The organism is Halapricum salinum (assembly GCF_004799665.1).
Lineage (GTDB): Archaea > Halobacteriota > Halobacteria > Halobacteriales > Haloarculaceae > Halapricum > Halapricum salinum.
Genome location: NZ_CP031310.1, coordinates 1,787,077 through 1,809,049, shown reverse-complemented (window position 1 = coordinate 1,809,049; position 21,973 = coordinate 1,787,077). Strand labels below are relative to the sequence as shown.

The 21,973-nt window shown below is 63.7% G+C and carries 22 protein-coding genes; 12 read left to right on the top strand and 10 right to left on the bottom strand.

Going from position 1 to position 21,973, the window contains the following annotated elements; genetic code table 11:
• Positions 1 to 184: 184 nt before the first annotated feature.
• The 3 genes from DV733_RS09100 to DV733_RS09090 all read right to left on the bottom strand — a co-directional run bounded on the left by DV733_RS09100 (position 185) and on the right by DV733_RS09090 (position 3,004).
• Complete coding sequence (locus DV733_RS09100; protein WP_237560528.1) at positions 185 to 769, bottom strand: hypothetical protein; 585 nt, start codon at positions 767 to 769, stop codon at positions 185 to 187.
• Entirely contained in the window at positions 766 to 1,362 is a 597-nt protein-coding gene (locus DV733_RS09095) for a helix-turn-helix domain-containing protein (RefSeq protein ID WP_049994994.1), read from the bottom strand. The genes DV733_RS09100 and DV733_RS09095 overlap by 4 nt, the downstream gene beginning before the upstream one ends.
• Positions 1,363 to 1,441: 79 nt before the next feature.
• A complete protein-coding gene (locus tag DV733_RS09090) occupies positions 1,442 to 3,004 on the bottom strand; it encodes an FtsK/SpoIIIE domain-containing protein (RefSeq protein WP_049994995.1) in 1,563 nt (520 codons plus the stop codon).
• A 446-nt stretch (positions 3,005 to 3,450) separates the two neighbouring features.
• Between DV733_RS09090 and DV733_RS09085 the strand changes: the two genes are divergently transcribed.
• On the top strand, positions 3,451 to 4,608 hold the full coding sequence (locus DV733_RS09085) for a transposase (RefSeq protein ID WP_237560529.1): 1,158 nt from the start codon (positions 3,451 to 3,453) through the stop codon (positions 4,606 to 4,608).
• Positions 4,609 to 4,947: 339 nt separating this feature from the next.
• On the opposite strand, the gene DV733_RS09080 is transcribed toward DV733_RS09085, so the two are convergent.
• A complete protein-coding gene (locus DV733_RS09080) occupies positions 4,948 to 6,204 on the bottom strand; it encodes an MBL fold metallo-hydrolase (protein ID WP_049994996.1) in 1,257 nt (418 codons plus the stop codon).
• 337 nt (positions 6,205 to 6,541) lie between these two features.
• Between DV733_RS09080 and DV733_RS17530 the strand changes: the two genes are divergently transcribed.
• A complete protein-coding gene (locus DV733_RS17530; protein WP_202594306.1) occupies positions 6,542 to 7,012 on the top strand; it encodes a hypothetical protein in 471 nt (156 codons plus the stop codon).
• A 4-nt stretch (positions 7,013 to 7,016) separates the two neighbouring features.
• The gene (locus DV733_RS09070; RefSeq protein WP_049994997.1) at positions 7,017 to 7,469 is read left to right on the top strand and encodes a metal-dependent transcriptional regulator; all 453 of its coding nucleotides are present in this window, start codon (positions 7,017 to 7,019) and stop codon (positions 7,467 to 7,469) included.
• Between the two features lie 100 nt (positions 7,470 to 7,569).
• Here DV733_RS09070 and DV733_RS09065 read toward each other — a convergent pair whose 3' ends face one another.
• Entirely contained in the window at positions 7,570 to 7,791 is a 222-nt protein-coding gene (locus DV733_RS09065) for a hypothetical protein (RefSeq protein WP_049994998.1), read from the bottom strand.
• A 197-nt stretch (positions 7,792 to 7,988) separates the two neighbouring features.
• The gene (locus DV733_RS09060; protein WP_154019538.1) at positions 7,989 to 8,825 is read right to left on the bottom strand and encodes a ZIP family metal transporter; all 837 of its coding nucleotides are present in this window, start codon (positions 8,823 to 8,825) and stop codon (positions 7,989 to 7,991) included.
• A 146-nt stretch (positions 8,826 to 8,971) separates the two neighbouring features.
• Here DV733_RS09060 and tsaA point away from each other — a divergent pair, with 146 nt between their 5' ends.
• Entirely contained in the window at positions 8,972 to 9,463 is a 492-nt protein-coding gene (gene tsaA / locus DV733_RS09055) for a tRNA (N6-threonylcarbamoyladenosine(37)-N6)-methyltransferase TrmO (RefSeq protein ID WP_049995000.1), read from the top strand.
• A gap of 16 nt (positions 9,464 to 9,479) precedes the next feature.
• On the opposite strand, the gene DV733_RS09050 is transcribed toward tsaA, so the two are convergent.
• Together DV733_RS09050 and DV733_RS09045 are read right to left on the bottom strand one after the other, a co-directional pair.
• Positions 9,480 to 9,701, bottom strand: coding sequence for a hypothetical protein (locus DV733_RS09050; RefSeq protein WP_049995001.1), 222 nt, complete (start codon positions 9,699 to 9,701; stop codon positions 9,480 to 9,482).
• A gap of 270 nt (positions 9,702 to 9,971) precedes the next feature.
• Positions 9,972 to 10,592, bottom strand: coding sequence for a glycosyltransferase family 2 protein (locus DV733_RS09045; protein ID WP_049995002.1), 621 nt, complete (start codon positions 10,590 to 10,592; stop codon positions 9,972 to 9,974).
• A 153-nt stretch (positions 10,593 to 10,745) separates the two neighbouring features.
• On the opposite strand from DV733_RS09045, the gene DV733_RS09040 reads away from it, so the two are divergent.
• Entirely contained in the window at positions 10,746 to 12,098 is a 1,353-nt protein-coding gene (locus DV733_RS09040) for an FAD-dependent oxidoreductase (RefSeq protein ID WP_049995003.1), read from the top strand.
• Between the two features lie 101 nt (positions 12,099 to 12,199).
• On the opposite strand, the gene DV733_RS09035 is transcribed toward DV733_RS09040, so the two are convergent.
• Positions 12,200 to 12,553 (bottom strand): hypothetical protein, encoded by a 354-nt coding sequence (locus DV733_RS09035; RefSeq protein WP_049995004.1) that lies wholly within the window; start codon positions 12,551 to 12,553, stop codon positions 12,200 to 12,202.
• Positions 12,554 to 12,777: 224 nt separating this feature from the next.
• Here DV733_RS09035 and DV733_RS09030 point away from each other — a divergent pair, with 224 nt between their 5' ends.
• On the top strand, positions 12,778 to 15,372 hold the full coding sequence (locus DV733_RS09030; RefSeq protein ID WP_136342316.1) for an efflux RND transporter permease subunit: 2,595 nt from the start codon (positions 12,778 to 12,780) through the stop codon (positions 15,370 to 15,372).
• Positions 15,373 to 15,424: 52 nt separating this feature from the next.
• Here DV733_RS09030 and DV733_RS09025 read toward each other — a convergent pair whose 3' ends face one another.
• Positions 15,425 to 16,222, bottom strand: coding sequence for a hypothetical protein (locus DV733_RS09025; protein ID WP_049995006.1), 798 nt, complete (start codon positions 16,220 to 16,222; stop codon positions 15,425 to 15,427).
• 109 nt (positions 16,223 to 16,331) lie between these two features.
• On the opposite strand from DV733_RS09025, the gene DV733_RS09020 reads away from it, so the two are divergent.
• The 6 genes from DV733_RS09020 to DV733_RS08995 all read left to right on the top strand — a co-directional run bounded on the left by DV733_RS09020 (position 16,332) and on the right by DV733_RS08995 (position 21,549).
• Positions 16,332 to 16,643, top strand: a complete 312-nt coding sequence (locus DV733_RS09020) for a cupin domain-containing protein (RefSeq protein ID WP_049995007.1) — start codon at positions 16,332 to 16,334, stop codon at positions 16,641 to 16,643.
• Positions 16,644 to 16,720: 77 nt separating this feature from the next.
• The gene (gene dhaK / locus DV733_RS09015) at positions 16,721 to 17,719 is read left to right on the top strand and encodes a dihydroxyacetone kinase subunit DhaK (RefSeq protein WP_049995008.1); all 999 of its coding nucleotides are present in this window, start codon (positions 16,721 to 16,723) and stop codon (positions 17,717 to 17,719) included.
• A gap of 60 nt (positions 17,720 to 17,779) precedes the next feature.
• Positions 17,780 to 18,487: a dihydroxyacetone kinase subunit DhaL gene (gene dhaL, locus DV733_RS09010; RefSeq protein WP_049995009.1), complete on the top strand. Its 708-nt coding sequence runs from the start codon at positions 17,780 to 17,782 to the stop codon at positions 18,485 to 18,487.
• Between the two features lies 1 nt (position 18,488).
• Positions 18,489 to 18,881 (top strand): dihydroxyacetone kinase phosphoryl donor subunit DhaM, encoded by a 393-nt coding sequence (dhaM, locus tag DV733_RS09005; protein WP_049995010.1) that lies wholly within the window; start codon positions 18,489 to 18,491, stop codon positions 18,879 to 18,881.
• A 66-nt stretch (positions 18,882 to 18,947) separates the two neighbouring features.
• A complete protein-coding gene (locus DV733_RS09000; protein WP_049995011.1) occupies positions 18,948 to 20,372 on the top strand; it encodes an FAD-dependent oxidoreductase in 1,425 nt (474 codons plus the stop codon).
• 358 nt (positions 20,373 to 20,730) lie between these two features.
• Positions 20,731 to 21,549, top strand: a complete 819-nt coding sequence (locus DV733_RS08995; protein ID WP_049995012.1) for a hypothetical protein — start codon at positions 20,731 to 20,733, stop codon at positions 21,547 to 21,549.
• The last annotated feature ends 424 nt before the right edge of the window (positions 21,550 to 21,973 follow it).

Here is a 21,973-nt window from a genome sequence, read left to right as displayed (position 1 = left end):
TTTTACTTTCCGCGGATTCTATAAAACATTGTCGCCGGATCCTTCCGAGAGAAATTCCCACTATCGTACTCTGTCACGATCTATCTCGGTGCATACGCTGGTCTCGTTCCCTGAGAAGGACGGAGTGTAGCAGAGCGGCTCGTTCTTTTGGAAGTGGGTGCCGAGAGAGCTACCAAGAGGCGAGTCACTCGTCCCACGTGAGGCTGTCGACTGTGGGGAACGTTTCCTTCGCATCCCGTGGCGGATGGTAATATCGTGATGAGACCTCGTAGTAGCCAAATTCGGGTGGGATGACTGTACAGGCCTTCGCTAGCAATTCGTCTGCGGTATGCGTGATGATCCGAATCCGCTTGTTCTGATCGAAAAGATGGACTGCTGAAGCCACCATCGCACTGTCTCTGTGATTGTTCGTCGTTGGGTATTTGCTGTGCTGGTCGAGGAAGTGATTCGCCTCTTGCCACGCTTTCGAAGCGGATCTGGGAGTGTGCTCGTCTCCGACTGACTCCTCTTCAGGGAAGGGTGGCGACACGAGACGAATCCATCCGTCTTCGATCCCATGATCCAGATAGGGGTTCGTCACCGTACCGTTGGGTCCGTGGTCTGCCAATTCGTCATAGACCAGCTCTGGCACCCAAATCTCTGTCTGGGATTCCTCGACGGCGTCTTTGAGTCTGTCGAGATGGTGGTTCGGGTACTTCCCTAAGCTTCGGAAGATGACTGTATCGACGATATTGGCTGTGTACAGACGCCCCCGCTTCCCAGCACTCATTTTTCAGTCATGTCGACGTCACCCGGAGTGTACGTCTCTGGGCTAGATGCGCTTTCGCCGAACCCCCGAATCGTGTAGATCGCGTCGACGAGATCGTAGGTCATACCGGAAGAGAGTCCTGTGAGCTCGCTGATCTGGCGAATCGTGATGTCCCCCTCGTGGTGATCCACCACGAGGTCGTGTGCGAGAGCGAACGTTAGGAGTCCATGCTCTTCGAGAACGCGGTCGATGACGGGATATTCGTCCCGATGGCTCAGTACCTCGACCAGTTCGGGCGTGATCGACACTGCTACATCTCGTACTGTTAGCGTCATTTCGAAGTCTTCAGCAGCGTACGTGGAAGCGCCGCTGTCCTCGCCAACATCCGTAATGAGTCCTGCACGTACGAGTTTACCGAGATAGTCGTAGACAGTCTTCTTCGAAACCTCCGCCTCGTCGACAAGTTCAGGGCCGGTTGCGGTTCCCTTGCTACGGATACTTGTATAGAGACCAGCTAGAGCGGCGTTGTCCACCAAGTCGGTAAACGCATCAATTCCTCTGATACGCTCAGAGGGTCGCCCTGCATTCCGAACGTGGTCTGTGTCGTAAGACATTGCTGTATAGAGTTACGAAACTCGGAACAGTAAACGTTGGGGACAGAGGCTGAGTATTCCAAGACTGTAGCCCCCGAGGTCATGTTCTGTTGACTATGCGCGCAGCCACGACCTTTCGAGCCCTCGCTTCCTCCTGGGGGACGCCCGCTTCGAGGAGCGGACCGATGTCGAAAAAGCCGGACGCGGGCAAGACGCGCGTGCAGTCGAAATAGAGGACGTCATCCAGATTCCCGTGTGCTGCGTAGTGTGCCTGTAGATACTCTCTGGCCGTGCCCCCTCCTTTCGAGTCGATGAGAATTTCCGGGCCGTCGGTCGCCTGGACGTTACTCAATAGCGCCTGCTGGATGAGGATCGTCTTGCCCGCGCCAGTGTTGCCGATGACGAGCACGTGGCGATCCTGCTCGTCGGGCGGAAGGACGATGGGCTGGCCGAGCACCTGACGGTCGTGGGTCAGCGGCAGACACAGTACCATCCCCGCCCCACCATAGCGCCGAAGTTGCTCCGGTGATGGGAGGGTAATAGCCGTCCGCTCGGCCGTTCGCGTGGCGAGTGCACGCTGGCCCCGAGGCGTCAGTGCCCCACCATCCAGACAGCAGAAACTCGCGAGTTCCCCCGGTGACGTGACGATTCCCTGGCTCTGGGGCGTCCGCCCAAGAAGGTAGTTCCCCAGCGACTGGTAGGTCACGTGGTGGCTCGCCCGACTACAGAGGTCTTCGAAGAGCTTCACACCCGGCGATTGTGACGTCGCGTAAAACTCGTCGTCAGTAGCGGTGTGGCCGCGAATCTCGTGAAATTTACCCCCGACGTGGCCCAGCGCGTTCGACATGCGCCGAGCCACGGCATCTGCCTGCGCGGGTACTTCACGCGTGAGTGCGATCGTCCGTGCGGACACGCAGAACGTCCGTCGAGGATCGCGCTGGGTGATAGCGTCGATGCGCAGTTGATCGCGCGGTCGTGGCTGGTAGGCCTGTTTCTCCTCTCTAGAACGGGGCGAAAGGAAGTCCCAAAGGCGGCTAGTAAACGAGGCTGTACCCGTCTCAAGGTCTCGGAGATACGCCTCCGCGAGCGACGACCAGTCGCTGTAGGGCCGACAGACGACCTGGTAGACGACCGGAATCGAAGACTCACACATCACGTCGACGAGCGACGCCAGCGGAACGCGACGGGATTCCTGTCGATGCGATCGGTCCAGACGAGCCGACCGCGGTGCGGTGAACGCGTCGTATGCGGTCAGCGGCGTCTGCCAGTCCGGCCCCCGAGAGGTGTGCCCCCTGTACTCGACACCAGCGACGTATGGCATCTCTGGGGTGATTGCCGGGTGATGCAGGCCGACTCGCTGCTCTGGGTCGTCCGGACGCTCATCCAACTGCTCACGTCCTGGCGGTACTTCAGCCAGAAGTCGACGCGGATGCCACTGAACGAAGCGAAACTCGTACGATTGCGGGAACGCCGTCCGGAGGATCGTCTCGAGATCTTCGGTGAAATCAGAATATGTCGAACCGATAAAATAGCGGATTCCCGAATCTCCGTCACCGTCTGCGACGAGCAGCCACTCGACGAGCGGTATCTGCGTCTTCCCCGTGAGTTTAGCCCCCCAGCCAGTCTTCGTCACCTCTTGCAGCGACGTACAGAGTAACTCCATCGCCTGGCATATCGCTCCTGGATCAGTCGACGTCTCCGTGGGTCGTATCTCGATGTACGGCCGGTCTTCGATGGAGTCTGGTATTGGTTTCTCTGGGACCTCGATCGGTTCTCTGTCACTCTCCGTAAGATGAGGCGGCGCGTCTTGCTCTGTGTTCTTCGGTTTCGTCTTTGACATTCGAGTCGCTGGATACGCTTCGGATACGTGACCACACGCCTCCGACCCCCAGCAATCACCCCTTAGTTGGAGAGAGCCACGCCAGAAGAGTATATAAATAAGTCGATTGTGAGGGTGGAATCAATCAGTGGCTGAAAGGGATCAAACAGGCGATTATATCGACAGCCGACGACGGGCGTCGGCTGTAAACAAGTGGCCGACTGGAATCGAATGTCCGTCCTCAGGAGATAGACTCCAGATGAGAAAAAGATCGTAAGTGATCGAGACCAATGACAGACTTAGTCGTACGAACAGTAGTTGCAAGATTCGTCGAACCGACTGCTCACAAGCAGCGAAAAATCGAAGCGCTTCGCGATACGTATCGCGAAGCGCTTCACGAGGCTTTCGAGCACAATGCGACGACGATGAGCGCTGTCAACGATATCGTAACTCCGTACGAGTTGCCCTATCAAGCGAAAGACGCGCTCAAAAGCTTCGTCCCAACACTCTACAGAGGAACGAAAGCACAGGAACTCAACGAGAATCATCCCGTCCGCTTCGTCAACCGTGCTGCGACGTTTGACCGCTCGTCCGACCGAACCCACGAGTTCTGTTGGCGCGTTCCACAAGCCGGGCGAGGCAATGCATTCTGGATACCGTTGCAGATCAACCCCACACAGTACGAGCACTGGGAGTCACTGTGTGAGGATCCGAAGAGCGCTGGTGAATTGCGATTACTCCAGCGACAGGACAGGTGGGAACTACACGTTGATATCAAGTACGTCTCAGCAGTGTCACCGGAAACAGATCCGACAACGGTCCTCGGATTCGATGTCGGCGAGTCTGCACTCGTGACAGGATGTGTACTTTGCAACGGTATTCCGACGCAGCCGCTACTCGTGGACGGATCTCGTGCAAAACGACTTAGAAAAGAACGCGAAACGACTATCCGTCGTCTGAAGCGGAGAAACGCGCCACGAAAACGATTGCGTGAGCAGTATACGTCGTTTGCAAACGCGATCGAAGACATCATCGAGAAATCCTCACGGCAGGCTATCGAGTACGCGAGCCACTTCGAAGACCCGTTGATTGTGATGGAAGAGCTAACGCACATGAGAGACGATATCGACTATGGGGCGTACATGAACAGGCGACTCCACGGTTGGGCATTCGCACGTCTACAGCGGCGTATCGAACAGAAGGCTGTAGATGCGGGTATGCCGGTCACGTATGTCCGTCCAGAGTATACGAGTCAGATCTGTCACTCCTGTTTCCATCTCGGATCTAGACCTTCACAGGCGATGTTCGAATGTCGCAACGAGGAGTGTCACATTACGACCTTTCAGGCAGATATCAACGCGGCGGCGAACATCGCCCGCCGCGCTGACCCGTGGGGAGAGAGTTGTCCCTGGAAACCGGACCAGCATCGCCGGACAGGCGATTGCTGATCAGTCACACGCGTGTCTGAGAACGATGACTCGCCACGGGATGGGTGTGCCCGTGATAGCACCATAGGACACTCCGAATCGAGACAGAAACCCTGTATGATGACGTTCAGAGCCGCCGTCCTCGAACCTCGATAGTTCCCCTGTGGGGAAACTTGCAAACCTGCAAGTGAGGATATCACGCCGTCCACATAGCAGTTCACTGCTGCTATATTTCACGTTCTACAACTCTATCTGGTGGTTCTCGAAATAGACTGCAGTTCACCTCTGAACCACCAACGTGGGTCTGCAGATCATGCTGTTACCAACAAGTACTCTTGACGGCAGGTGGGGCGTGTTCGCTCAACACGTCCACGAGTCGCGAAGGTTTCGACGCCACGTCTCGCCCAGTTCCGGAGCGGTGGCGTCGTACCCCTTCTCCTGAAGTTCCACGGCGAATTCTTCACACCGATCGCCGTGATTGACGAGAATCTCTGCGTTTCGATAGTCATCTAAAAAGTCCAGTAGCCCGTCGCGATCAGCATGCGCCGAGAAGTCATAGGATTCGACTTGCGCACTCACGGGCATTCGACGGCCGTCGATCTCGGCACTCCCAGTGTCTAAGAGTTCCCGGCCGGGCGTGCCCTCGACCTGATAGCCAGTAAAAGCGATCTTGTTCACCGGCCGATTCGCGATTTCAGGAATGTACGACTGGACGGGGCCACCACTCAGCATTCCGGCTGTCGTGATTATCACCGTATTCTGTTCGGCGATCCGCTTTCGCTGTCCATCGCGGCCAGTCACGTACCGGGCGTTGGACTTCGCACGCTGGAGCGCGTCACTGTCACGGATGAACTCGGGATACTGGCGAAAGATCTGGGTGATTTGCTGGCCGAGACCGTCGACGTAACAGTCGATGTCGTGGGCGGCGCAGACGAGCATGAGTTCCTGCGTACGGCCGATCGCGAACGCTGGCACCACGACCGTGCCGCCCTCCCAGATGGTCGTCCGGACGCTCTCGACGAACTCACTCTCGACGGCGTCCCGCGGTTCGTGTTCGACGTCGCTGTAGGTCGACTCACAGAGGACGACGTCGGCGTCGGGGCGGGCTGTCGTCCCGGCGACGAGTCGCTGGCTATCGGTGTGAAAGTCACCGGTATAGAGCAGGCGCGTTTCCCCATCATCAACGAGAACGTGCGCACTCCCGGGGATGTGGCCGGCGTCGTAGAACGCGACCTCGTGTCCAGCCGCCTCGAAAGACTCACCGTAGCCGTGGGTCACCGAGACCTCGCCCACGCGATTCAGGTCTTCCTGGGTGAACGGACACTGCATCGTCCCGCCGTGGAGTTTGAGCGTGTCCCGGGCGAGCGTTCGCGCGAGGTCCCGGGTCGGCGGTGTCCAGTGAATCTCGGGGCGGTCGCTGCCGGAGAGGAGTGCGGGAACCGCGCCGGCGTGGTCGAGGTGGCCGTGTGAAACCACGACCGCGTCGGGAGAGACGTCGCCGACGGGATACTGCGTGGGGGTGTCGTTTTTCAGGCCGTAGTCCAGCAACAGCGAGTCGTTGACGAGGATGGCACTGCGGCCGACCTCGCCCGCGCCGCCGAGGAACTGGAGATCCATTATCACCGTCTCTGAGCCCGAGCGGTTTTCATCCGTCGATCCAGGGGGAAATCGACCACGCTGCGGACGCGCTAGCGGACACAGTCCACACCGTCGTCGGTGGGACACACCTCCAGTCGACCGGGGGGTGCCGAACTCGCGGCGGGAGTCGACTGACTCGACGAGTGCGTCGACCCACTGCACCGGCCACGACGCCCGCCGCGAGCTCGAGACGCCTTCGGCGAGGACTACGAGCGTACCGGCCACGGTGTGTCTCGGCGGACGCGACCGTCGACGCCCCGACACCAATTTGGTACTAGCAAAAGGATTACGTACGGCGGTCACGAACGAACAGGGGATGGCACACGAACACGGACAGACCAGTGAGCGTCGACACGGCGGCGAAGGAATCCGCGGCAAGCGAGCCCGGGACGGCGATGGCGGATGTGACGACGGGGGCGGTCGTCGGGGCGACGCGGGCAAACGGCGGGGCGAGGGACGTGGGCGTGGTCACACTGCCGAGGGAGGGTCCGGCGGCGAGAAGGGGTGTCGGGGCAGGGACTGCGACGGGCGGCGTCGCCGGGGCCGTCGGCGCGAGCGGACGCGCGACGACGACGGGCAGTACGCCCAGACCATCGGTCTCGACGACGTGCGATCGGTGTTCGACGCGGTCGAGGGTCCGGTCGTGACGACGACCGACGTCTCGGACGTGCTGGGTATCACGACCGAATCGGCCCGCCAGAAGCTCAACGCCCTCGTCGGTGAAGGCGACTGCAGGCGGCGCAAGACCGGCCGAACCGTCGTCTACTGGCGCGTCGGGAGCGAGTGAGACGATGGTCGAGAGTGATGGCGCGAAAGCGGCAGACGTGCCGGTCAGCCCGGGCGAGGGCCGATATCTCTGTGGCCTGCTGTACCTGTCACTGCTCGACTGCGAGCCGATCAGTAACGGCGACCTCGCGACGTACCTGAACGTCAGCGGTGCCAGCGTCACCGAGATGATCGAAACGTTCGACGACGACGGACTGGTCGAGTACGAGCGCTACGGCGGGGCGGCCCTGACCGAGCGCGGTGAGGCCGTCGCCCGCGAGATCCTCTGGCGGCGGTGTGCAGTGCGGGAGTTCTTCGAGACGGCGGCGGGCGTCACGCTGGACGACGACCGCGCGTATCGAATCGGGTTCACGCTCTCGGAGGCGGAAGTGCACGCGCTGTCGGAACGGGTCGATCAGCCCTGTCGAGGCCGGTGTGAGGCGACGACCGCCGCGGACTGCGACGCGCTCGCGGGCTGATACTGCCGGCTGTACGTTCGTGAAGATCGACAGAAATCACCGCGATTCCGGCCTGCGCCGTCGATATGTGAACGCTACCGTGGCGGCCGGGTCGCGGGCGTTACTCCAGACCGAGATCGGCCAGCGAGTGGGTGTGCTGCCAGGTGCCGACGATCTCGTCGACGTCGAACGTGAGCACACCGTCGGTCAACTGCAGCGTCACGGTCTCGTCGGTGATCTCGGTGTCGTGCAGGTGCAGCTCGATCGGCTGCTCGAACTCCGAGACCGCCGCCATCAGTTCGCCGTTCTGTTCGAGTTCCGCTCGCAAGTCTGTGGCGTCCATTGCAATTCGTAATATTGTGGGGAGTTACTAAAGTATTTTGATTAAGTAGAAATCTAGATTACCGATATACAAACAAATCTTTTCAGATTTCGGATTTGCCGGTGGGAGAGAAACCGGACGGTCGAGGAAGACGTCGACAGTGAAACAGTCGAGTGCGACCACTACGAGTCAGGCTGTCATCGCGGAAGCCGGCGCGATCACGCGACAGCGAGCAGTTGCCAGAGCGCGAAGATAGCGCCCGCGCCGAGGACCGTGCTGAGGACGGCGTACTGACGGAGGCGGTCGGCGTCGCGGGAACACCGGACGGCACCGTGGCCGGATCCGGCATCCCCGTGGGTACACTCCGGAAGCATGTCGATCGCGACGTGGGCGAACACGCCCGTCGAGATCCCGAAGAACGCCGCCTTGCCCACGGTCGAGAAGTCGGGCGCCAGTATCGAGAGGGGGATCGCCGTGAGCGCGACCGCGACCGCCGGGATCACCATCACGATCGTCGGGAGTCCGGACTGCTCGACGGTCTCGCTACCGGTGAAACCGGCCGGGAACTTGTGGGCGACGATGCCGTACCCGAACAGGGGCGTCAGCGACGGCAACGAGCCGTAGACGACGCCCATGATCGACCCCGCGGCGAGGGCGTGCAGCGTCAACTCGGACGCCGGGGCGTTCAACGGCAGGTCGTAGTGGGTCAGAAGGTGGCCCAGTTCGTGGCCAGCGTACCCCAGCAGATAGCCGAGTGCGATCGCGAACCCGCCGTATTCGGGGTGTTGGGTGATCGCTTTCGGCGCCAGTAGCGCGGCCGCGCTCGCGAGCATGGCTCCGCTGGCGAGTCCGTACGCCCACACCTGCTGTCGCGGGGTGTGAAAGTCGCCCCAGTGGCTGATCGCGACACCACCCAGCATCGCCGCGAAGCCGAACACCACGATCCCCGTGAGTTTCGTTCGCCCGGTGGCGACGCCGAGTGCCACGACGCCCACGAACGCCACGAGAGCGACGAGACTCGCGGCCGTCGCCGTCCGGTGTCTGTGCTCGGTCACTCGTTCGATTGCGGCATGCATCCATTACTATATTGGGCCTTCTATACAATACTACTTTCGCTCGACGCCCCGTCGCGACACACAACACGCCCCGGCATGCTCTGTGGAAGCGGGCCCTTCATACCCACCGGCGAACAAGGTCGCTCATGAGCGACACGCCAGTGGAGTACACGCCGATCGGGACGATACACACCGACTTCGAAACCGCCGAGGGAATGCCGATCCAGCCGACAGTCGCCGGGGACGCGACCGGAGTCGTCGCATTCGACGCCGAGTTCGAACTTGCACTGTCCGATCTCGACGGGTTCTCCCACTGTATTCTGCTCTATCACTTCCACGGCAGTGACGGCGATCACTCGCCGACGGTCACGCCGTTTCTCGACGAGAGCGAGCGAGGACTGTTCGCGACGCGAGCCCCGAAACGACCGAACAACATCGGCCTCTCGGTAGTGGCGATCGAATCGATCGACGGAACCGAACTCACCGTCAGCGGGATCGACGTCGTCGACGGGACGCCCCTACTCGACGTCAAACCGTTCGTTCCCGAGTTCGATATCCCCCAAAACACAGAGAGTGGCTGGATCGCCGACAGTGACGACGGAACCGGCCGTACTCGTGCCGACAGTCGATTTCTCTGAGACCGATTTATCGGAGTTATTCCAGGCCGAGGTCCGCAAGTGAGTGGGTGTGTTGCCAGGTGCCGACGATCTCGTCGACGTCGAACGTGAGCACACCGTCGGTCAACTGCAGCGTGACAGTCTCGTCGGTGATCTCGGTGTCGTGCAGATGCAGTTCGATCGGCTGGTCGAACTCCGAGACCGCCGTCATCAGTTCGCCGTTCTGTTCGAGTTGTGTACGCAGGTCTTCGGCATCCATGATCCGACCTAAAAGTTCGCCTGCAGAGCGAAAAAGGGTTTCCATGGTTTCAGGATCGTGCGAAGAGTGGGACATGGTTTTGGTTGGCCTAAAAACAGGCAGAAATCGCCCGTTCTGCAAGAGGTATACGTCCCAGGCCGTATCTTCGAGGTATGCAGGTCAACGCGTACCAGCACTGCCAGAAGTGCGATCGAGAACTCGAAGAGCCGACAGTGTACCGCCGGCATGCAGTCTGTCAGTCCTGTGACTGACGCGATCGCGTAGACGGTATCATCGAGCCCGCCACAGGTGTCCCATCACGTGCCACAGCTGTCGAGCGTGGCCCCAGGCGATTCCCCGAGGCTTCTCGATGTCGCGAGTTTCGATCGGAACCTCTCCGATCCGGGCGCCCTTCCCAGCGGCTTCGAGCACGAGCGTCCCGCAGGTACAGACCGTGTCCAGTTCGAGGTCGACCGCGAGGTCCCGTCGGATCGCTCGAAAGCCCGTCCCGGAGTCAGTGACGTCGACCTCCGTCTGTGTCAGTCGATTGAGCAGCCGTTCCGATGGCCGGGGGATCGTCGAGCGCGCGCCGAGCACCAGATCCAGGTCGTGTGACTCGATCGCCCCGGCGAGCCGTGCAACGTCGCCGGGGCGGTGCTCACCGTCGGCGTCGTACGTCACGACGATCGGTGTCTCGGCGGCTCGAAATCCACGCTTCAGGGCCGGGATGTATCCCTCGTTCGTCGGCTGTTCGACGACCGTCGCCCCGGCCGCGCGGGCCTCGGCCGCCGTCTCGTCTGTCGAGCCGTCGTCGACGACCAGAACGCGATACTGATCGACTAATTCGCTGACTACACGGCCGATACGGCCCGCCTCCTCGTACGCCGGCACGACGACCGTGACACTGTCCATGCTATAGTAGTGTGCTGTGCACGCATTATAGATTTCGTAATATCCTCGAAAAACTGTTCCAAACTTATATTGACGTTCTATGTTATCTTGTGGCTATATTAGAATTGTACAATTTTCGCAATTCTTTACCGTCTCGCTACGCAAGTACGAGGTATGACGGAGACGTTCCTGATCGTGGGCGGTGACGCGGCGGGGATGAGCGCGGCGAGCAAAGCAAAGCGCGACGATCCCGACCTGGACGTCGTCGTCCTCGAACGGGGAGAGTGGGTCTCCTACGGCGCATGTGGTCTCCCCTACTACGTCAAGGGAGAGGTGTCCGATCTCGAGGATCTCGTCGCAGTGCCGCCGGAGTCGTTCGTCCAGGAGCGGGACATCGACCTCCGGACGGGCCACGAGGCGACGGCGATCGACACCGAGACCCGACAGGTAACCGTCGAGACCGAGACCGAGACCTACGAGCAGTCCTACGACCACCTCCTGATCGCGACCGGCGCGCGGGCGCTCGAACCGCCGATCGACGGTCTCGACCGCGGCGGCGTGTTCACCCTGCACAGCATGGCGGCCGGCCGGGAGATCAGAGCGTTCGTCGAGTCCGAACCGGACCTCGAACGCGTCGCGGTGATCGGCGGCGGGTACGTCGGCATCGAGATGGCCGAGGCCTTCCGGGCCCACGATCTCGACGTGTCGCTGTTCGAGATGCTCCCGCAGGTGCTTCCGACGTTCGGCGGAGCCGTCGGCGAGGCCGTCGCCGAGGAACTCCGCGAGCAGGGCGTCGACCTCCACCTCGACACGCAGGTACAGCGGCTGGCCGGCGACGAACGGGTCCAGGCCGTCGAGACCGCCGAAGAGTCAGTTCCCGTCGACGCCGTCCTCGTCGGGGCCGGTGTCGTCCCGAACGTCGAACTCGCCGAGGCCGCCGGGATCGAACTGGGGGCGACGGGCGCGGTCGCGACCGACGAGTACGGCCGGACCAGCGCCCCGGACGTCTACGCCGCGGGTGACGTCGCCGAGATGGACCACGTCGTGACGGGCGAGCCGACGCACGTCCCGCTGGCACTGACCGCAAACCGTGCGGGCCGGGCGATCGGCCAGACCGTCGCCGGCGATCGAACCCGGGTCGGCGACGTCGCAGGGACGGCCGTCCTGAAGGCGTTCGATCTGGCGGCCGCCCGGACCGGGCTCACCGACGAAGGCGAAGCCAGCGAGGCCGGCTTCGATCCCGTCTCGGTGTCGATCACCGCACCCTCGCGTGCGCACTACTACCCAGGGGGGACCGACCTGGAGATCACGATGGTCGGCGACCGCGAGACCGGCCGCTTGCTCGGCGCGACGATCGTCGGCGAGGAAGGCGTCGCCAAACGGATCGACACCGTCGCGACCGCTCTGCACGCCGGACTGACCGTCGAAGAGGTCGAGTACCTGGATCTGGCCTACGCGCCACCGTTCAGTCCGACGTGGGACCCCGTGTTGACGGCCGCGAAAGTGCTCGGCGGGAAACTGGGCTGAGCCGCGGCACTATTTGATGTGTGCGGCGAGGAAGGGCCGCACCTCCTCGCGGACCCGTTGCTGGCCGGCCCTCGACAGGAAGTGCCGTTCCTCGGATAGACTCACGTGGCGTTCGAGCCTCGGAAGCCGGACGTCCACCCGTTCGCTGATCGCCTCGGTCGGGAACAACGGGTCGAGTCCCGCACTGACGACGAGGACCGGACCTCGAACGCCGCGAGCGAGTCGGCGCTGTCCGAGCCGGGAAAGTCGGCCTTCAGGTCGCTCGTCCGTAGAGCCATCCCGATCGTCTCGACGGTCACCGTCGGGAGGTTGGCGACGGGGTCGGTACACAACCGCGCGAGCACCCCCTCCAGTAGCCCCTGGCGACCGAGCAACGTCTCGGCAGCCCGATCGTACAGCCGATCGAAGGGACCGGTGTTCGGGAGCTGTCGGTCTGAGCGGGTCTGTGCGTTCATGCTCCCCCTACGCCGGCAAGGAAGAAATACCAGTAGTGACACGACCCGCCGGTCGCCGGGACCCGTGCGACGCCGACACAGACCAGATAGTATCAATACGTCTATAAATACTTCGCGAGCGTCTCGTTCCGCATGTACCGTGGGGAGACAGATCGACACGTCACGACTGGTGAGGTCACCGGTGACGGTATCGCCCGCTCGACGTTCTCGATCGGAGGGTGGTCGTGAACCCCCTCGAACGGTTCTCGGAGCTGGTCACCGGTCACTCGCGGCTGGTGATCGTCGCGATGCTCGTCCTGACCGTCGTCGTCGCCAGCGGCGCGTCGGCTATTCCAGCGGCCCCACCGCAGGACGCTTCGGAGTTTATCGACGACTCCGAAGAGCTGGCCGCGATCGAGTACGTCCAGGACGCCTACAGTAGCGACGAGGGCGTCTCGACCATCCAGCTGTTCGCCCGCGATCACGAGTCGGGCTCGGCGCTGAGCAAGGCCGCGTTGCTGGACGGGCTGTACTTCCAGCAGGCGCTGTACGCAGACGCGACCGTGACGGCCCCGCTGGTGACCGACCGGACGCCCATCGTCGGCGTCGAGAACGTCGTCGCAACTGCCGCCATGGGCAGGACGGAGCCGACGCTGCACGCCCAGGTCGCCGGCGTCACGCTGGACGAACAGATCGCGCAGTTAGCGGGAATGACCGACGCCGAAGTCGCCTCGGTCGTCGCGAGCGTGCTGACCGGCGCTCCCGACGCGCCGGCCGCCGGAGCGACGCTCCGGCTCCTCCCCGTCGACTTCGAGCCCGGCGACGCGACGGCCGAGGCGCGGGCGACGCTCGTCTCGCGTGACGTCAGCGGGACGGAACTCGGCGAGGACTTCTCGCCCGCAGTCTTCGACAGTGAGCGAGCAATCGCCGACCTCGCCGCCGAGCAGGCCAGCACGGAGTACTTCCTCGCGACCTTCACGACGTTGCTCGAGGAGGACGCCGTCGCCATGTCCGACAGCCTGACGCTGGTCATTCCCCTGGCGCTGGGATTGATCGTCGTCGCGCTGGTCGTCGCCTACCGCAAACTGGCCGACATCGCGCTGGCGCTGCTTGGAACCGTACTGGTGCTGGTCTGGCTGTTCGGCCTGATGGGCTGGTTCGGGATTCCGGGCTACGACATCATCACGCTCGGCGTTCCCGTGCTGCTGATCGGGATCTCCGTCGACTACGCCATCCACACCTTCATGCGCCACCGCGAGGAGCGCAGCCGCGGGGAGGCCAGCCGGCTCGCGATGCGGCGCTCGCTGGTCGGGGTCGGGGCCGCCCTGCTGTGGGTCACCTTGACCGCCGGGCTGGGCTTTCTCTCGAATCTCACCAGCGACCTCGCGGAGATCCGGGCGTTCGGTGTCGCGACCACGCTCGGGCTCGCGGCCGCGTTGCTCGTGTTCACGACGCTCGTTCCCGCGCTGAAGATCGAGATCGACGGGCTACTCGCCCGGCTTGGCCGCGACAGACCCAGGCAGGCGTTCGGGGCCGGCGGCGGCCGGTTCAGCGGCGTGCTCGGGACCGGCGCGACCGCCGCCCGGCGCGCGCCCGTGGTCGTCCTCGCGCTCGCGCTCGTGGTCTCGGCTGGTGCGGCCTACGGGGCCGTCCAGCTCGATGCCAGCGCCGACCAGGAGTTCCTGGCCGACGACCCGCCGGGCTGGATGGACGCGCTCCCGGAGCCGTTCAAACCCGGCGACTACACGGCCAAGGAGAAGCTGACCTACGTCGAGACGAACTTCCGCCAGAGCGACGCGACCGCCGGATACGTGCTCCTGCGCGGGTCGATCACCGACGACCGCGCGCTCGAACGGATGGCTGCGGCCGACGCCGGCGCGGACCGCGACGTGTTCATCGCCACGGCCGAGGGTTCGACGCTCGTCTCGCCGCTGTCGGCCATGCAACGGGTCGCCGGGGCCGATCCCGACTTCGCCACCGCCCTCGCCGCGGCCGACACCGACGGCAACGGCGTCCCCGACCGTGACGTCGGCGCGCTGTACGACGCGCTGTTCGCCGCCGCGCCCGAACTGGCAGGAACCGTCCTCGAACGCACAGTCGATGGGGAGTACGTCTCGGCGCTGGTGATCGCCGATCCAGTCCCGACCGCTGGCGACGACGCCGTCTCGGCCGCACTCCGCGGGCTCGCGGCCGACCTCGAAACCGGCGACGGAGCTATTACGGCCGTTCCGACCGGCGACGCCGTCATCCTCTCGATGACGCTCGGGTCGCTGATCGAGAACGTCATCGTCACGCTGCTGGTGACGCTCGTGGCCGTCAACGTCCTCCTGATCGTCGGCTACCGTCTCACCGAGGGCAGTGCGAGTCTGGGATTCGTGACGCTGCTCCCGGTGACGTTCGGCGTCGCGTGGTTCTTCGGCACGCTCTGGGTGCTCGGCGAAGAGCTGACCCTGTTGACCAGTGTGATCGCCTCGCTGACGGTCGGGCTCGGCGTCGACTACAGCATCCACTTCAGCGAGCGCTACAAACAGGAGTTGGACCGCCAGTCCGGCGTCTGGCCGGCGCTGTTCGCCACGATGGCCGGGACCGGCGGCGCGCTGTTCGGTGGATTCGTCACCACGGTCGCGGCGTTCGCGACGCTGGGGCTCGCGACGATGCCACAGCTCGCGCAGTTCGGCCTGCTGGTCGCGCTCGCGCTGGTGTACGCCTTCCTGAGCACGGTACTGGTGCTCCCGAGCCTGCTGGTCGTCTGGACCAGGGTCTTCGGACCGGGCGACGTTGACTTCGAGCAGTCGCCCCGGACCGGCCTCGATACGACGACTACCGGTGGAGACGACTGATCGACTGCAGTGCCGGCGAAAAGGGAAGGGGAAGAGAGCGCGTGACCGGGGATCAGAACAGCGCGCCGAACAGACCCGTGAGGAAGTCGACCGTGGACCGTCGCTGCGTCGTGATCGATTCGATTGAGGCGCTCGGCCCCGAGTCGCCGTTACAGGCGCTGTCGGCACCGACCAGGCAGATCCCGGCCTCGCCGCTGTCGCTATCGTTGCCCTGGCCGATACGGCCGTCGTCGTTTTCGGTGTCACCGTCGAACTGCTCGCCGTTGCAGGCGCTGTCGGCACCGACCAGGCAGATTCCGGCCTCGCCGCCGTCGTCTTTGTCCGGCTCAGTAGTGCGATTCTCACCAGTTCGGTTCTCGTCAGTGACCGGCGTCAGCTGGCCGCCAGCGTCCGAGTCATTCCCGTCGTTGCAGGGACCACCGGCACCGACCAGACAGATTCCGGCCTCGTCACTGTCGTCTTTCTGTCCGGAGCCGATCCGGCGCTCGTCGTCGGTGTCGTTGGCGGGCGTCAGATTGGAGCTGTCGCTCGAGGAATTGTCGCTGTTACAGGGGCCGCCGGCACCGACCATGCAGATGCCAGCGGCGCTGTCGTCGGACTGGTTCTCGTCGTCGCCGATCCGTTTCGCGTCGCTGTCGGTCGTCTCGTTGTCACCGTCCCATTGCTCGCCGTTGCAGGGACTGTCGACGCCGATCATACAGATCCCGACGTCGGTCCCGTTGTCTCCGTCTGTCCCGTTTATCTGTTCGTCTCCGAGCTGTGCGTCTGGCTGCGTCGCCGTGGCCGCGCCTGCCATCGCCAGACCGGCGAGCAGGACCGCGCCCACGAGGAGGGCTACTCTCGTTCGCATTGCATCCGCTCGTACAAACCCCACTTAAGAAGGGATATCGGAACCTCAAACGGCTCTTTGAGCAGCCCCAGTCGGAACACATCTTGTCTCCGCGCTCGACGAGTCACCTGTGCGACGCACACACCTGGCGTTCGACCGCTTCTTCGAAGTCGTGAGCGAGACCGACGACGCACAGGCAGCCCAGATGACCCTCGATCCCGGACAGTCGACCGGCGGGCCCGACAATTTCCACGCAGACAGCGATCAGTGGCTGTTCGTCCATTCGGGTTCGGGCTGGGCCGTCGTCGACGGCGACGAGTACAGCCTGGAGACTGGCGATCTCCTCTGTATCGAAGCCGGCGAGCGCCACGAAATCGGCGCTGACGACGGCTCGTCTCTGGAAACTGTCAATCTCTACGTCCCCCCGAGAACAGACCGCTGACAGGCGTTCCTTCGCTGGACGGAGTGCCAGTAAAGAAAAACGTATTTGCCGATACGTGACGACTATCATAATGAACCATGAAGAAGTTGATCAACGAACCGGGAGACGTCGTCGACGAGATGCTCGATGGGATGACAGCGGCCTATCCCGAGGAGTTACGCCGGCTCGACGGGACGAACGTGATCGTACGGGCCGACGCGCCGGTAGATGGGGAGGTCGCGATCGTCAGCGGCGGGGGGTCGGGCCACGAGCCGACACACGCGGGCTACGTCGGCGAGGGGATGCTCGACGGCGCGGCCGCGGGCGAGGTGTTCACCTCGCCGACGGCCGACGAGCTGAGTGAGATGATCCAGGCCACAGACGCGGGCGAGGGCGTCCTCTGCGTCGTGAAGAACTACGAGGGAGACGTGATGAACTTCGAGACGGCCGCGGAGATGGCCGAGATGGAAGGGGTCTCCGAGGTCGCGCAGGTCGTCGTCAACGACGACGTCGCCGTCGAGGACTCGCTGTACACCTCGGGCCGGCGCGGGGTCTGTGGGACGATCCTCGTCCACAAGGCCGCCGGCGCGGCCGCCCACCGCGGTGACGACCTCGAGGAGGTCCAGCGAATCGCCGAGAAGGTTATCGACAACGTCGGGACGATGGGCACCGCACTCACGTCCTGTGTCACCCCCGAGAAGGGCGAACCCACCTTTGACCTCGGCGAGGACGAGATCGAACTCGGGATCGGGATCCACGGCGAGCCCGGTACCGAGCGCGTCGACATGATGCCGGCCGACGACATCGCCGAGGAACTGACGAACAGCGTCCTCGACGACCTCGGGCTCGAAGACGGCCAGGAAGTAGTGACGATCGTCAACGGGATGGGCGGGACGCCACAGATGGAGCTGTTCGTCCTCAACCGGAAGGTCCAGAAGCTGATGGACGACCACGGACTGGAAGTCTGGGACGCGATGGTCGGCGACTACATGACCTCCCTGGACATGATGGGCGCCTCGATCACGGTCTGTGCCGTCGACGACGAACTCAAAGAGCTGCTCGCGTACGAGGCCGACACGCCCGCGCTGAAGCGCTGAGCGTCTCGCTCGGCCGGAATCGCCGGAACTGTTTACTTTTTGCTCGCCGATTGGTATCGTATGGCAGACGAATCGGTCCAGCGTGAGGCACTGCTCGCGGCGATCGAGAACGTAACCGCGCGGATCGCCGACGAAAAGGAGTACCTGACGGATCTGGACTCGGCGATCGGCGACGCAGACCACGGCGCGAACCTGAACCGTGGCTTCCAGGCCGTCCTGAAAAAAGTCGAGGAAATGGACGGCGCCGACCCCCAGGAGATCGTCAAGACCGTCGGCATGACACTCATCTCGGAGGTCGGCGGCGCCGCGGGGCCACTCTATGGTGGCTCGTGTATGACCGCCAGTCAGGAACTCGATGGAGGGATCACCACCGAGACGTCGATCGCCTTCGCCGAGGCCTTCCTCGAAAAGTTGCAGGACCGAGGCGACGCCCGCGTCGGCGACAAGACGATGGTCGACGCGATCACGCCCGCCGTCCACACCTACAAGAAGTCGATCGAACAGGACGACCTCCCACCATTGCAGGCGCTGGCCAAAGCCGTCGACGCCGCCGAGCGCGGCGTCGAGTTCACCGTCCCGCTACGAGCCAGCAAGGGCCGGGCCTCCTATCTTGGCTGGCGGTCTGTCGGTCATCAGGACCCGGGTGCGACGAGCACGCTCATGATCCTCGAAGAGATCCTCGCGACGGCAGAGGAGTATCTCGACGGCGAGATCGAGGTCGACGCGACCTCGCCGACGATTCCCGACGAAGAAGCCGAGGGTGAGTGAGATGATCGGACTTCTGATCGTCTCCCACAGTTCGAAAGCCGCCGAGGGGATCCGCGAGATCGCCATGGAGATGGGCGGCGATGCCGAGACCATCGCGGCCGTCGGCGGCGATCCTGACGGCGGGATCGGCAGTTCGATCGACGAGATCCGGGCCGCGCTCGCGGACCTGCTCGAACGGGTCGACGGCGTCGTGCTCCTCGCCGATCTGGGGAGCGCAGTGATGAACGCCGAGACCGCCATCGAGATGCTCGAAAGCGACGCCGACGTGGTCGTCGCTGACGCCCCGATCCTGGAGGGTGCGCTCAACGCCGCGGCGAGCACCACGAGTCCGAAAGCCACGGTCGAGTCCGTCAAGGAGTCCGCCGAAGAGGCACGGGACATCTCGAAGGTGTAGCCCGATCGAGGTCGGTTACCCAACCCTCACCACAGGATTAGGTGGGCGGCCGTCGAATCCGCAGTCATGCGAGATCCGTTCGTCGTCGTCGGTGGTGACGCGGCCGGCCTGAGCGCCGCGAGCAAGTGCAAACGCGAGGACCCTGACCGCGAGGTGATCGTCTTCGAGAAAGGGCAGTGGGTCTCGTATGCCCACTGCGGGATGCCCTACTTCGTCAAGGGCGAGGTCGACACCCTCGATGAGTTGCTGTCGCTGTCGCCCGAGGAGATCGACGAACGCGGAATCGACCTCCGGCGCGGCCACGAGGTCCTCGAAGTCGACACCGAGGCCGAGACCATCGCTGTCGACGGACCAGACGGCAGGTTCGAACAGCCCTACGGCGACCTCCTGATCGCGACCGGCGCCCACGCCGTCACCAGCCCGATCGAGGGCCACGACCTCGACGGCGTCCACACGATGCACGGTCTCGATTCGGCAGCGGCCGTCCGAGCACACCTGCTCGATCCTGACGAGGACGCGCTCGCGGACATGGGCGGCGAGGACTTCGTCGATCGCGACCTCGTCGAGCGCTATGGCCGGATGGATCCCCCGGAGACCGTGGCCATCGTCGGCGGCGGCTACGTCGGCGTCGAGATGGCCGAGGCCTTCGTCGCACAGGATCTAGACGTCCACCTCTTCCAGCGCGGCGGCCACCTCGTGCCGCCGTTTGGCGAGAGCGTCGCCGACGTCGTCGAATCGGAACTCCGCGAGCAGGGCGTGACGCTCCATCTCGGCGAGGAAGTCGAGCGACTGGCAGGGAGCGAGCAGGTCGACCGGCTGGTCTGCAAAAGCGGCGACGCGCTCGATCTAGATTGTGCCCTCGTGGGAATCGGGATTCGACCGAACACTGGGATCGTCGAGGGCACGCCGATCGAGCTCGGAGAGTCAGGTGCAATCGCCGTCGACGACTACGGCCGGACGAGCGTCGCGGGCGTCTGCGCGGCGGGCGACGTCGCGGAGATGCGCCACGCTGTCACCGGCGAGCCCGACTGGGTGCCGCTCGGGCTGACCGCGAACAGGGCTGGTCGGGCGATCGGCCAGAGCGTCGCCGGCGATTCCGAGCCCGTCGGTGATATCGCCGGGACGGCAGTGTTGAAAGCGTTCGACCAGGAGTGTGGCCGGACCGGAATCGTCGACGAAAAGCGAGCACGCGAGGCCGGCTTCGATCCCGTCACCGAGACGATCACCAGCCGGTCGCGCTCGGGCTACTATCCCGGAGCGGCGGAGACGACCGTGACGCTTGTGGCCGATCGCGACTCGGGGCGGTTGCTCGGCGGGACGATCGTCGGGACCGACCGGGCGGCCATCCGGATCGACATCCTCGCGATGGCACTCGAAGAAGACGCCACCGTCGCGGATCTCGAACGGGCGGATCTGGCCTACGCGCCGCCCTTTGCTCCTGTGTGGGACCCCGTACTGACCGCCGCGAAGGTGCTCCGCGGTCAGTTGTAGTCGGCCATCCCCGAGCGCGTGCTATCGTTTCGATCTCACGGAGGTCGTTCCAACGGAGTATATAAAGACGTGGACAGACTAGCCCCGAGAGTCATGACCCCGCGCGACGTCTATCTCTTCTCGGTGGGACGTGCCACTGACTCGTGCGATCCCACCCGGGCCTCTGACACCCGTTTGATCCGTGCCTTCTCGGCTACAACCTCACGAGGGTCAGTCTGAAACCATGGCCAGTTCAGGCCAGATAGCCCAGTATACGATTGCTTAGGTTTTTCGTCGACCTCCAACAGCCCCCGAACCCCCGGGGGGTCGATGGAGGTGGGTCGGAACGGGAAAGACGATCCGGCACGAACGGGCAGTGATGGCGGTGACGCTCCCGGAGTCGATGCTGGCCCAGTACCGTCGGTTCACCCTGTTCAATTCACCTTACGCCGAACACGACGACGGCCGGGCGGTCGACCTCTATCCCGAGTCGGAGCGAGCACCCTCGCCCGTGGCTGGCACCGTCAAGGCGATCAAGCGCGTCCGCGCTCCCCCAAAGGACTACGCCGCCGAGGAAGACGCCATGCTCGTGATCGACACTGGCGAGTCTCTCGCACGGATCCTGCACGTCGACCCAGTGGTCGAAGAGGGAGAGACGGTCGAACCCGGGGACGATCTGGGATCGTTGATCCGGGCCGGCTTTTTCGCGCCGTGGGTCCCGAATCACCTCCACCTCGGCTTTCGCGAGTACGGGACCGATCCATTTCGTGCGTCGGGATCGCTGCCGCTCGACGTGGGGGCCGAGGTGCGGCCGCTGGCCTGGGACGGCACCGGCACCGTGGTCGAGACCGGCGAGACGTGGGCCCGGCTGGATTCGCCTGCTCATCCCGACCCTGGCGAGTACTTCGTCGGGCTGGAGAGTGACGGCGGAGTGCTGGATGGGGGCCTTCCGCACTACGCGTTCGGCGGGCTGCTCGGTGGTGGGGAGCGAGCCGAGGTGGCTGGCGAGTCCGTTGGAACTGTCGAGGATGGAGTGGTCGCGTGGGACGGTGTGACGGTCCTGGCCAACGGCGAGGCGATCACCGGGCTGGCGCTGTTCTGTGCTCGGGGTTCGTTCGGGATCAAGCTGGTCGGGGAAGACGTGGACTTCGACGTTGGTGAGTCTGTCTCTGTCTCCGTCGAGTCGTTCGATGGCTAGGCGTTTGTGGGGTAGCAGGAACGCGCTCGCCATGCTCGCTAGGAGCTGGTACTACCGTAGCAACACACTCCTCGAAAACCCTCACCACGATCACAATCACTGCAGACGACTCCTCGAAAGCCCTCACCACGCTCGCGGCCGCTCTGCGGATATTCTCGCTTCGCTCGAATAGGGCCGACAGAGCGACGCTCCTTCGCCGCGAGCGTGGTTCGCCCTTTCAATCCACCGGAAGACTCGCTTCGCTCGCCTTCCGAGCCCTGCGTCGCTTCGCTCCGCAGGACCCCAGGCACCGCAACCGCATTGTTGTGGCCCCACACCTCACGGGTCGTCCCTCCCCACTCGGACATCTGGAGGCGTTCCCTTCGGTCACGTCTCCCGCACCTCCCCGATCGCTCGTCGAACGACGAGCGACACGCTTCCTGAC